Source organism: Acinetobacter sp. WZC-1 (genome assembly GCF_052544965.1).
In genome coordinates this window covers 2,568,606-2,582,343 of sequence record NZ_CP199370.1, presented here as the reverse complement: position 1 = coordinate 2,582,343, position 13,738 = coordinate 2,568,606, and the positions used below count along the sequence as shown (strand labels likewise).

Annotated in this window: 5 protein-coding genes and 2 pseudogenes; all 7 read left to right on the top strand. The window is 44.7% G+C overall.

Annotation, left to right across the window (positions count from 1 at the left end; all coding sequences use genetic code 11):
- Positions 1-35: 35 nt before the first annotated feature.
- Positions 36-4,322: pseudogene (locus ACT6PV_RS11900) on the top strand (two-partner secretion domain-containing protein); the annotation flags it as partial.
- Between the two features lie 355 nt (positions 4,323-4,677).
- Positions 4,678-5,640: an Imm49 family immunity protein gene (locus ACT6PV_RS11895; RefSeq protein ID WP_445116549.1), complete on the top strand. Its 963-nt coding sequence runs from the start codon at positions 4,678-4,680 to the stop codon at positions 5,638-5,640.
- A gap of 20 nt (positions 5,641-5,660) precedes the next feature.
- On the top strand, positions 5,661-6,767 hold the full coding sequence (locus tag ACT6PV_RS11890) for a VENN motif pre-toxin domain-containing protein (protein WP_445116548.1): 1,107 nt from the start codon (positions 5,661-5,663) through the stop codon (positions 6,765-6,767).
- Complete coding sequence (locus ACT6PV_RS11885; protein WP_445116547.1) at positions 6,767-7,609, top strand: immunity 49 family protein; 843 nt, start codon at positions 6,767-6,769, stop codon at positions 7,607-7,609. The genes ACT6PV_RS11890 and ACT6PV_RS11885 overlap by 1 nt, the downstream gene beginning before the upstream one ends.
- Positions 7,610-7,721: 112 nt before the next feature.
- Positions 7,722-12,308: pseudogene (locus ACT6PV_RS11880) on the top strand (hemagglutinin repeat-containing protein); the annotation flags it as partial.
- Between the two features lie 75 nt (positions 12,309-12,383).
- Positions 12,384-13,319, top strand: coding sequence for an EndoU domain-containing protein (locus tag ACT6PV_RS11875; protein ID WP_445117105.1), 936 nt, complete (start codon positions 12,384-12,386; stop codon positions 13,317-13,319).
- 16 nt (positions 13,320-13,335) lie between these two features.
- The gene (locus ACT6PV_RS11870) at positions 13,336-13,719 is read left to right on the top strand and encodes a hypothetical protein (RefSeq protein WP_445116546.1); all 384 of its coding nucleotides are present in this window, start codon (positions 13,336-13,338) and stop codon (positions 13,717-13,719) included.
- The last annotated feature ends 19 nt before the right edge of the window (positions 13,720-13,738 follow it).

Sequence of the window (13,738 nt, the reverse complement as noted above, 5' to 3'; positions counted from 1 at the left end):
TTTTTAATTAAATAAATAAAGATTGAGTATTGGGTATGAATAAGAATCGATATCGCGTTATTTTTAGCCAGGCGCGTGGCATGTTTATAGCAGTTGCTGAAAGTGTAAAAAGCCGTAGCAAAACAGCCGGACAACGCGATTCTGTTGCAACCGATTCGATGGTCATGCCATCGCTTACTTCTTATAAGAAACTGAACCCACTGAATTTTGCTGTGATTGGTTTGCTTGGTGCTGTGATTTATACACTGCCATTAAGCAGTCTTGCCAATACCCAGATTATTGCAGATCGCTCAGCACCGACCAATCAACAACCACAGATTCTAAACTCAGCCAATGGCACGGCACAGGTCAACATTCAGGCCCCAAGTGCAGGCGGGGTATCGCGCAATACCTATAGCCAGTTTGATGTGGGGCAAGAAGGCGCGATTTTGAATAATGCACGTAATAACACGCAAACTCAGATTGGTGGATGGGTACAGGGCAACCCACAGTTGGCCAGAGGTGAGGCGAAAGTTATTTTAAATGAAGTGAATAGCAGTAATCCGAGTCAGCTAAGAGGTTATCTCGAAGTTGCCGGTAAGTCAGCACAGGTGGTGATTGCCAACCCATCGGGTCTGGTGTGTGATGGCTGTGGTGTCATCAATGCGGAACGCTTTACGTTAACCACGGGACAGGCGGTGATGAATCAGGGTTATCTTGAATCGTTTCGGGTGCGTGAAGGGCAAGTGACCCTGGACGGTAAGGGCCTGGACGGAAGTTTAACGCCGTATACTGACATTTATACGCGCGCATTAACTGTCAATGCCGGATTGTATGCCAATGAGCTCAAGGTGGTATTGGGCCAGAATGAGATTAATGTAAACGACCCAACAGCACCACAGGTCAACGCAGTATCATCGATTACAGACACGGATTCAAACAGGCCTGGCTTTGCGCTGGATGTCGGGCAGCTGGGCGGAATGTATGCAGGCAAGATTTTCCTGGTGGGTACTGAACAAGGGCTTGGAGTACGAAATGCGGGTTCAGTCAATGCACAATCAAACCAGCTGATTTTAAATGCCAATGGTGATCTGATCAACAGTGGAAATCTGATTGCCAATAAAGATCAGTTGCACCTGAACGCCGAAAATATTAAAAATACCGGCAATATCAGTAGTGCAACCTCACAAGTCAGCGTGCAGAGCCAGAATCTGGATAACTCAGGACTTATCAGTAGTGCGGATGAATTACGCATCCTGCAACAGGATCACCTCAACAATAGTGGAACACTCAATGCGGCACGTGTGATGGTGGATGCAGGCAGTTTAAGGAACAGTGGTTCGATTGAACAAACAGGGGCGCAGGCATTAGATCTTAACGCGGGTCAAATGAGTAATCTGGGGGGTAAAATCGGGATTGCCCAGGCGAATACTTCAGGTGGTAATGGCAGTGAATCGGGCGGAACATCACAACCTGTCGAGCCAGCCAATCCAGCTCAGGATGGTGGAAGTCTTGAGGTGGCGACATCGCCTGAAACAGCACCAAAAACATATGATATTGGGGTTATTCAGGTCACAGGGACGTTTAATAATGATGAAGGTGCGATTGTTGCACAAGGTGGAATTGATCTTGAGAGCAATAACGGTCTGGATAATCAGGGCGGACAGCTTAACTTGCGTACCGTTAAAGTTCAGGGTGAACACTTTAAGAATGATCAGGGGCAATTAACGGTTAAGCAGGCGGAAATTCTGACAGATCAATTCACCAATCAACATGGTTTACTGCAGTCATCAACGTCTTTGAATATAAGTACCCGGAAGATTGATAATCAGGGGGGTAAAATCAATGCGCTTCAGAATATTGATCTTACTGCCAGGCAGAATATCAACAATCAGGCTGGACAAATTGCGAGTCTGGCCGATTTACGCTTACAGGGCCAGAATTTAAATAATACTGAAGGTGATCTTGAAGCTGGACAGTTATTGCAACTAACACTTTCTGGACGTGCGAATAATCAGCACGGCAAGATGATTAGTTTGAGCAGCATGGATGGGTCAATGTCGGGTCTGGAGAATGATCAGGGTGAAATTACTGCAAGAAATATCTCCCTTCAAACTAACGATCAGGGGCTTAATAATGCAGCTGGAAGCATCCATGCCGATCAGAATCTCAATATTCAGACAGCATCTTTAGACAATGCAGGCAATGGCGTGATCTCCAGTCATGGAAATCTCCAGATCAATAGTCAGCAGTTATCCAATCAGGGCTATATCCGTGCTGATCAGCAATTACAGCTGTACAACGCAGGAACATTCACTCAACAGAATGGAATCATTTCTGCACAGGGTGATGTTAAGTTAATCAGTCAGCGTCTGGTGAGTGATAAGAACAGTATTATCGCGGCAGGTATTAATGCACAGGGCGAACAGGATCAGGGTACTCCAGCCGATTTAACGATACAAACAGATCAGGCGCTTGAGCATCATGGGAAATTACTGGCAAGTGCGAATATCGACTTAAATGGATCAAGCGTAGATGTGTCTCAGGGGGCCGTGGCAGCCAGGAATATCCAGATCACGGCACGAGAGGGTGATTTAAATAATCAGTCTGGTCAATTACAGGCTGAATCCATCCAACTCAATGCCGCACAAAAAAATCAAAGCCTGATCAATAAAAATGGACAGATTCTGGCTCAAAAACTAAATCTGAAGATTGGACAGGATATCCACAACCAGCAAGGTGTGATCCAGCATACGGTAAGCGATGATCTCAATCTGAATGTACAGGGAAGCATTCATAACCAGCAGGGTCGTATTCTGACCAACGCAAATCAGTTGAATATTCAGGCACAGGAGTTCAACAGTGATTCTGGTCTGATCCAGCATGCAGGTCAGGGGGTGCTGAATCTGGATGTACGCAACCTTCATGCTCAAAATGCTGAACTGAGTACCAATGGTCTCTTTAAACTCATGACAGATCAGGCGGTATTTGATCAATCGAAAGTTTATGCAGCACAAGGCGATATTCAGGCCAGTCAATTTGCTGATCGCAATGGCGAAATGCTGTTTAGCGGGAAAAATGGTCCAAGCTCAATTCGGGTTAGCGGGGATTATCAGCATCAGGGGGGAGTATTGCAAAGTAGCCATGATCTTGAAATTAAGGCTGCTTCGGTGAACAATCAAAATGGCGTGATTCAGGTTGTTCAGAAAGATCCTTTAACGCCGGTTCAACTTAAGATCAGTAGCCAGGAGGAGATGAATAACGACCAGGGCCGCATCCTGAGTGAAGGACAACTTGCCGTTCAGGCAGGCAAAGGTTTGAGTAACCAGCAAGGCGCACTCATTAGCGCCGCTGATCTGGACGTGAACACCGATCAGGCAGTGAATAACCAGCAGGGACAACTACAGGCAAAAAATATCCAGGTGTCTGCATCTGCACTGGAGAATAGTTCGGGGCAGATGATTGCTCAAACTGGGGATCTATCCCTGAATATTACAAATGAATTAAATAATGGCCATGTAGAACAGGAAAAACAGGCGGGCATTATTCAGGCGGCAAAAAATATCAGTATTCAGACGGGTCAATTCGATAATCGTGGTTTGGTCTATGCCGGTCAAAATCAGACACTTGAGGTGAATCAAAGCCTCAAAAATGCCGGTCAGCTGGCTGCTCACAATAACCTGAATGTAAAGGCAGGCAGCCTTGCACAGACCGAAACAGGTTCGATGATTGCGGGATTGGCATCAGCGGGTACATTGGCGAAACAGGGCAATCTTGTTCTGAGTACGACAGGTGATGTGAATGCTCAGGGACAATTGGTTGCAGGCGGTGACTTAACGAGTCAGGCAGCGAGCCATGTACTCGATCAAAGCCTTGTTCAGGCAAAAACTATCTCACTAAACAGTCAGTCTGGACAGCTCAGTGCGCAGCAAAGTTCGATTCAGGCAGCCGAACAACTGAATTTAGTTACACCGGATACCCTGAACACGCAGCAGGCAACGCTTAAGGCGAATCGGATTCAAATTAATGCACAGGATTTGAATAATCAGTCTGGACATATCCAGCAAACAGGCACAGATGAGACCGATATTCTGCTCTCAGGTGCCTTGAACAATCAAAATGGACAGATTGATAGCCAGGGGCAACAACTTCAAATCAATGCACTCAACATGACGAATCAAAATGGTCTGATTCAGGCCAGTGCGGCGGATGGTCAACTGATACTGAACGCATCCAATACCCTGAATAACGATCAGGGTACGATCAACGCGGCGGGTCGCCTCCAGAGCACCAGTCAAAAACTTCATAATGATGCCGGAACCATACAAAATGGATTTACGGTAGTAAAAGGCGGTAAATATGGTTCAAATAACGGCTTTGACCATGTCTGGGTTGCAAAGGATGGCAGTGTAACGATTCTTTCAGACAGTAAACAAATTACCAATGGAACTGTAAAACTATCTTCTAATGCGGCAGGCGGTAATACACAGTTATCAGATGCTTGGATTAATAAGGTTCTAGATAACTTACCTCTAAATGATCCTGCTGGAATCGCAATTCAAAAAGCTAAAGATTCAGGCAAGCTGAAGACAGCTGTAACGGGTATTGATCGCTCAACAGGTAAAGCAGTGATTATTCCTGTTAATGTACCGTCTAAACCAATAAATTCTAAGATTTTGAAATAAAAGGAAGCTATCTATGCAGATGAATATGATGTGTGCGCGACGAGAATTTAGAAATGCACAGCAACGCTTTGACCATATGACAATGGTTATTAATAGTTATCGAGAAAGTGGAGAAATCATTTCTATAGATTCATTGCCTTATATACAAGAGAGAAGGGGTAATCCTTTTGCTGCGATGCAAAGTATTGCTAGGAGATTTGACGCTCATATGGCAGGTGCCTGGTTATTTAATAAAGATTTGAAAGTTTTTAAAAAGTTAGCTTATGTTTACTCAAAACTTGTGATTCTTCAAAGTGTTGGGGCTGATGATCCAATGCCGTTCTTTTTTCCAGCCTCTAACAATAATGTAAAAAGCCCAATGTTTCATATGTTAATGAGCGATAGTACTGAAGTAAGGGATTTTTTAATACGAAATATTGAAGAAGTCGCAAATAATACAGAAGATTTAGATGATGAATATGATTTAAACCGTCAAATGATTTACAACACTTTACTCATGCTGGAAGGAAAGCAATTAGAACGCTTAAAACAGCGTAGCCAGAAAGTGCTCGATGCTCCGATACCAAAAATTAAGCAATTTGCTAAAGAACTTGAATTAAGAAAATATGATTTTCAATTTTTTTTGGCTTTTGCAGAGCGAGATTTAGAAGGAATGAAAAAGGCATTGGCCCCTTTTTTTACAAAGAAGATAGCTCAGGATGCAGCTAAACATACGCTTGTCTATTATGATTTTTATTTACAACCTCAGGTTGTGGTCTATGCAAAACTGGCGTCATTGCATGGTTATGATTTAGGCATTGATCATGAAATTGCACCTAAAGAGTTGATCCAATACCAGCCGCTTCCTGAAGAGGAATATCATGATATCGTTGATTTTATGAAACCATACAAGTTGTCTTATCCGTATGCATACCTTCAAAACTGGATTGATTACTATACTAATAAAACAGAGTATCTTTTATTTCCACAGTCGTAGGAAGACAGCTTAAGGGTTCAATGGCTGGCAGTGATCTAACTCATTATCGATTTAGGGGGGGTAGTGCGGTTGGTGATTCAGCATTTAATGCGCAGTTGAGTGGTGTAGTTGCACAGAATGCGGTGGAGAATAATAAAACCTCATATAAGCAGGATATTCAACATGCCTTAACCTGCTGGGGGGCAGAATGCCGTCAGAAATATAACGAGATGGATGCAAGACAAGAGGCGGCCTATCAGAAAGGTGCGGATCAGGCGATGACGAAATTTACTGATGATCTGAAGAACTTACCCAATGTACCCCAGGAACTTTATGACGCTTTGAAAAATGATCCAAAAGGTCTGGCGAAAGCCCTCTATGAAGGGGTAAAACAAATCCCTGGAGACCTTATAGACACAGGTAAAACCATAGCTACTGTGAATACTGCAGGAGATACCCCAGCCGAATTTGAAAAGTTAGGTAATGTAGAAATGACAGTAGCTTTAAATACTCTTACAGCGGCAATTAGTGCAGGCACAGTTACAGTTGCTAAAAAAGGCGGTGGAGTTGTCATTGAGGCTGCTAAGGATGCCCGGAGAGTATTACAGAATGATCCTGCGAAATTACCGCCAGTAAAAGCATCCACTTCAGGGAATATTAGTGCAAACCAAATCACAACAAATGGAAAAATTATTGATCCCCCAAAAGAAGTACTAAATAAACAGCAGCAATTGCTCAATAATACTGATAACAATAAATCGGGGATTTTACGTGAAGAAATTGCAGACAGCTATTTCAAAAGCAGTGGCTATACGAAACTTGAAAGTAAGTGTGGGAGTAACTGTTTTGATGGTGTTTACACAATGAATGGTGAACTTTATATTGTTGAGGTAAAGCCATTAAAAGAGAGAGGCTCGATTAAACTCTCAGCTGAAAACACTAAAACTGGTTTACCAACACAAATGACAGATAAGTGGATTAAAAGTAGGGTGGTTGCATTAAAAGATACAGGGAAAATGGATGCAATTAAAACGGCGAATCAAATTGAAGCAGCAATTAAACAAGGTAAACCAATTAATAAAATTGTTGTGGGTGTCAATGATAGTCGAGCTATTACTGTGAATTTAGGAAATAAGGTTGGAAAATAATGAAAGAAGTTAGTTTGTTGCAACGTTTAGAAATATCAATGTTATCGTATGAGAATAATGAATGTGATGATATTAAGTTGATTGAAAAAGGTATAACTAAAGGTGATTTGAATGGATATATTTATGAATCATTGACCATTGGTAGTATTCGTAAAGGTTTATTTTCTTTAGTTGGTGAAAATAATATCAATAAACTAAAACAATGGTTTTACGTATCCGGTTTATTACGGGAGGAAAGTTGTAAATATTCAGGTGGCTGGGATATGTGGACACCACATGCATTTATATTTCCATTACTAACAGATCATCAGGCTTTAATTAAAGAATATAGTACATTGACAACAGTGAATGACAATGATCACCATAAATCATTGTCGGAGGCAATCAATTATCCAGGAGAGGGGCGTTTTGAAGTTTTAAGATTTCAGGCTGTATTACGCCAGGATTGGAATACTGTCAATCAAATGAAAGCTCTCTTTTTTGAGAAAGTAACTAAACCAAAGAATTTTGATTTATGGGAAATAGGTTTTTATGAAGCTTTGCAAAATAAGGATAAAAATTCAGCAAAAGATATCATTTATGAATATTTGAACCCGAAAGTACATAAATATTTAAATCAGCATTTAGTTGAAGAGTTCAGTGGAGATATTTGGTCCCACCACCCTGTGATGTTTACCAAATTGGCATGGATGAATGGATTGGAAATCGAAATAGATAACCCACTTGTTCCTATGGAACTCATGCCGGTAAAGCCATTAGAACATTACGATTATCACTATGACTTTTTAGACCCGAACTGGAGACCCAAAAGCTTTCTGGGAAAATTGTTTGGCAGGAAATAGAAATATGTGAAAAAACAGATGCATTGCCCTGCAAGCAGGCAATACCTACAACCAGCAGGTTGCAGATGTGGCCGCTGCTAAAGACATCAATATTACAGCACAAACGATTAACGTGGCGAATAATGCTTTGTATAGCCGGAATCCGGATAGTCGTGCGGGATATCTGGTTGAGACTGACCCGAATTTTACCCATTACACCCAATGGGTCTCGTCGGACTATATGCTGGATGCACTGGGGCTGGACCCTGCGTTACAACAAAAACGGCTGGGTGATGGTTACTACGAACAACGCATGGTGCAGGACCAGATTGCCCATTTAACAGGCTATCGTTTCCTTGAAGGGCATGCAAACGATGATGAGCAGTATAAAGCCTTAATGAATAATGGGGTGAGTTATGCCCGGCAATACAATTTGCGCCCGGGTATCGCCCTCAGTCCGGAACAGATGGCGCAATTGAGCAGCGATATTGTGTGGCTGGTTGAAAAAGAGGTGATCTTAGCCGATGGTACCCGGACAAAAGCACTGGTTCCGCAGGTTTATGTCAAAGCCCGGGTCGGTGACTTAAAAGGGGACGGGACCTTAATCAGTGCTGACAGTATCCACTTAAACCTGAGCAAGGATCTGAGCAATGCAGGAAGCATTGCCGGGCGACACGTGGTTCAGATAGACAGCCAGAATATAAATAATCTGGCAGGAACGATTCGCGGTGGGGTGGTCAGCCTTGCGACCGAAAAAGACCTGAATACGATCGGTGGATTGCTACAGGCCGATCAGGCCATGAATTTACAGGTGAAAGGCGACCTGAACATTCACAGCACGACACAAAGTAATCAGAATACTGCAGGGCAGAGCAACTACAGCTGGACAGGCCTGGATCGTATAGCTGGACTTTATGTTGGACCGGCACAACAGCAGGCACTGCAGGATCAGACAACGCTGGTGGTCAACGTGGGGGGTGATACGAGCTTACAGGCAGCCACGATCCAGAACACCAGTGGTGGACAAAGCGTGATCCGCAGCGGTGGCAACCTGAAGGTCGGTCATGTCACTACCGAAACAACCAGTAATGTGATTCGCGACCCGGCATCCTACCATCTGGATAGCCGTCAGGTGGAGGTTGGAAGTCAGATTCAGAGTCAGGGAGATTTGATTTTACAGGGCAGGAACATCCAGATTCATGGCGCACACCTCAGCAGTGCAGAAGGACTGACTGCACTGCAGGCCGGCGAACAACTTCAGATTGAGGAAGGCCGTAATCGAATTGACCAGCAGGATCAGTCGAGCTTCAGCAAAAAAGGCACATTCAGCCGTTCGAGCACCAGTGACTTCAGCCATCGCAGTTCAGACCGTGCGGTTGGCAGCATTATTGAAGGGAAGAACGTATTACTGGATGCGGGAACGATGCATGTACGGGGCAGCGATATTGTTGCAGATGAACAAACCCGGTTGCAGGCCAGAGAGAACGTGCAGATTGAAGGGGCACAAAACCAGTACACCAGTGAAACCAGGAGTGTCGTTAAAAAATCAGGATTGACCGCAAGCCTCTCAGATGGTGTAGCCAGTATGGGTTATGGCAAATCCAGTATAAATAGCAAAGATAACCATCAATCCACTGCCCTGGTTCAAAGTGCGATCCTCAGCAGAAATGGTGATACAAATATCATTGCAGGCAAAGACCTGACGACCGAAGCGGCTATTTTAGGTGCAGGTAAAGACCTGAATCTACAGGGTGAAAATGTCAACTTGAATGCAGGCTATGAAACACTGAATCAACACACACAGGTACAGAGCAAAAACTCAGGCGTTTCGGTGGGCATAACCTATTCACCATTAACCGCAGCGGCATCGACCTATCAAAAAAATACAGACAATCATCAGTACTCAGACAGTGCTGTCGGTCAGGTCATGTCACAGGCGGATGCAATTGATAAATCCCTTATGGCAGCTCAGACCCCTATAGTGATGACTGCGGGTCGACAAAAAACCAATGAGACCAGTGATTACAGCCATACACAGGCGGTCGTGACCCAGGCCTCAGCACAGGGCAAATTAAATATTATTGCCACGAACGGAAACATAAACAGTCAGGGAGCACAGCTTGCAGCGGAAGGAGATGCCCTGCTGCATGCAAAAGACCGTATTAACCTGAGTTATGTGACTGATCATGAAGCCCAGACGGCCGGCAGCCAGCAAACCGGCTTCAGTCTGGACAACCGTAACTGGACTGCACCGGCCGGGGTGTATAACAACAAAAACCAGGGCGCAGGCACCATAGACAAAGTGACCGGAACACAGCTTTCAGTGGGTGGAAAAACCACACTGCAGACAGAACAGGGTGACATCAACATTCTGGGCAGCTCGGTTGCATCACAAGGTGATGTGAAGATCAATGCTGCGAATGATATCAATATCAAATCAGCACAGAGTAGTCAAAGCCAGAGTCAAAGCAGCGCGAATAAAGGAATTGGCAGTGCACAGATCTCCGATACAGAACAATTCCATGGCTACATGAAAGGTCAGAGCCAGAGCAATAGCAATGACATGGAACAACAGCGCAGTCAGGTCGGCAGCCTGGCGGGGAATGTCAACATACAGGCAGGCAATACCTACAACCAGCAGGTTGCAGATGTGGCCGCTGCTAAAGACATCAATATTACAGCACAAACGATTAACGTACTGGAAGACCACAATACAGGCAGTTCCAGCCAGTCTGCGGATGATCTAAAAATCGGGATATTCAAACGAATCAGCTCACCGATACTGGACCTGCTGGGTGCAGGAGATAAAGTTGCAAACAGCAAAGCCGATGACCGAACCCAGGCCCTGCAGGCTTTAGCAACAGGTGCACAGGCGTATCAGAGCTACAGCGACATCCAGGGCGGGGCATTATTCAAAGCCGAAGCCGGCATTGGATTCAGCACCAGTGAAAACCAGCAAAGCAACAGCTATGCAGCATCACAGCAAAACAACATCACCGCAGGGAACAACGTCAACCTGAACAGTACAGAGGGCAATATCCACCTGCAAAATACCCAGGTTAAAGCGCAGGACACCATCCGGCTGGATTCAGCCAGGGATATCCTTTTAGAATCCGGCCAGAGCCAGGAACAAGCCGATGGCAGCAACAGCAACGCAGGCCTGAGTGTGGGTTATGGCGTCTCTGTCGGTGCGCAGACGGGTGTCTACATTTATGGCGAAGCGGGCTATGGCAAAGGCAGTACCCATCAGGACAGTACCCGCCACAGCAATACCCGCCTGGATGCAGACCGGATCAGTCTAAAGAGCAAAGGCGATACCACGCTGAATGGCGCACAGGCAACGGCGAAGCGAATAGATGCGGATGTGGGTGGCCAGCTGAGTGTGATCAGTCCACAGGACAGCGAAAACCGGCAGATAGAACAAATGGGCGTTGGTGGCCGTGTACAGGCGTCCTTAGGGACAGCATGGCAAGCCTCAGGCAACTACAGCAGCAGCGAAGCCAATGGCCAGTCGAATAGTGTGAAACAACAGACAGGCTTATTTGCAGGCGATGGCGGTTACCATGTCAAAGCAGACAGTGTCGACCTTCAGGGTGGTGCCATTGTTTCAACAGCAACGAAAGAAAATAACGATTTAACAGCAAATAGTCTGACCTTCAGCGACATTCAAAACCGGAGTGCCTATGATGCAAAAAGCGTCGGTTTATCCGGTGGCACCAGCTCCAGCTTTAACAAAGACAAGTCAGGAACAGGGACTCAGACCACCAAAGCAGCCAATCCGACCAATAACGAAAACTGGCGCAATGCAACCAGCTTCAGTCCAGTCCTGCCACAATATGAATCGGACAAAGACAGCAGTGTCACCCGTGCAACCCTGAGCGAAGGCAACATCACCATTGGCGGTCAAAAAACCACCACGACAGCGCTTGGGATTCACCATGATGCCGCTACAGCACATCGCAGTGTAGACACACTACCCAACTTACAGGAGATCCTGGACAAACAGAAAAGCATAGCCGATGCGACCTCAACCATTGCGGCAGCCACCAGAACCTATAGTCAGAATCAGCAACAACAGGCGGAAGCGGAGAAACAGGCTCAAAAGCAACAGATACTGTCACAAATTGGACAAAACAGTGAGGCACTGGACTATTACCAAAGTCTTGATCCAGTCAAACAGGAAGAATATTTACGCCAGTATTCCCCTGACTATGAAGCTGCTTCAAAAACAGCCCGGGCCTGGGGCATGGGTGGAGACAGGAGCCGTGCACTGAATGCAGTCACGATGGTTGTTACAGGAGCACTCGGCGGACAGACGGATATCCAGGTTGCGGCGAATACCCTTGCACCGTATATTGCACAGGGGATTGGCGAGCAGTTCGGGCATGGAGAAGATAAAAACACCGCAGCGCAACTGGTCAATCATGCGATACTGGGCGCAGCACTGGCCTATGTCAATGGCGGTAACCCGGCGGCAGGCGGCAGTGCGGCGGTTGCAAGTGAAGCGGCGGCGGATTATCTCACCAGTCAATACAAAGACAAAAAGCAGTATCAGGATGCCAATGGAGAGTTTCAGCCGAACCTTTTACCGGAAGATGTGAAGACTCAGATCCGGGATCTGACTGCAGCGATAGGCGCAGTGGTTGGAGGAACAGTGGGTGATTCCGCATTTAATGCGCAGCTTGCGGGTGTGGTCGGGCAGAATGCGGTGGAGAATAATAAAACCTCATATAAGCAGGATATTCAACATGCCTTAACCTGCTGGGGGGCAGAATGCCGTCAGAAATATAACGAGATGGATGCAAGACAAGAGGCGGCCTATCAGAAAGGTGCGGATCAGGCGATGACGAAATTTACTGATGATCTGAAGAACTTACCCAATGTACCCCAGGAACTTTATGACGCTTTGAAAAATGATCCAAAAGGTCTGGCGAAAGCCCTCTATGAAGGGGTAAAACAAATCCCTGGAGACCTTATAGACACAGGTAAAACCATAGCTACTGTGAATACTGCAGGAGATACCCCAGCCGAATTTGAAAAGTTAGGTAATGTAGAAATGACAGTAGCTTTAAATACTCTTACAGCGGCAATTAGTGCAGGCGCAGTTACGGTAGCGAAGAAAGGAGGGAAAATTGTATTAGGACTTAAAGCTGATTTTGATCCGAATCTGAATGTTCAAGTGAATGGAGCGTCTGGTGGGAAATCTAAAACAAATTCTATTGATGAGGAAAAGAAAGCCTTAGAAAAAATCAAGAATAATCCTAAGGGGGAAAATTTATCTAGTAAGCTAAATGATACGGTTATTAATCAGCAAGCTAGCAAACGAGTAAATCAAGTAACAGCCCCGATTGATTTCGACGGACATATTTTAAGTGCAGAGGTTAAACCAAATGGTAGTGTTGTTGGTGGACATTCTACGGCAACTGGAAATATTAAAGTTCTGCAAGTTATAGGGAAGCCAGATAAAAATGGAGTTTACCAAGCTAGAGTTGCGGTATCCGATAAGTCTGGACAATATGTGAATAAGACCAATAATGGTGGTGTTTCAACTATGTTCCCAGATAGTTGGTCTGCTGATAGGCTTAAGGTTGAGGTAGATGCTGCCTATAAGAATCGTCAGCCTGTTCCTAATAGACCTAATATGTGGCAAGGAAAAACACCAAGTGGGGTTGAAGTTGCTGGTTATTTACAACCTAAAACTACTGTTTATCCAAAACCTCCGACGCAATAGAAGATTGGAGCTATATATGAAGATAAAGTTTTATTGGTATTCTGATGGTATTGAACAACATAAATTACTGCCTGCAGTTGAAATTAAATGTGTAGATGAGCAGATAATTAATTGTTTGCATGGTGTATTAACTGACGATGCAGGAATAAATTCAATCGCTTGGTTAGAAAAAGGGGGGGGGATATTTGAAGATGCAGAAAATAGTCATACTCCAATAATATGGGATCGTGATTCTTGGGGGAGTGAGTATGTTGATGGCAGAGTTAAGTTATATTCACTCTATGATGATGAATACTATGTTTATTTATCTTTAGAGAATTTTAGGAAAATTTTAAATGCATGGGTGGATTTTAATAAATCATCCCCAGATTTAGAAAATTATATTTATTTGGAAATCTAATTTCTAATAAAGGTGGAAT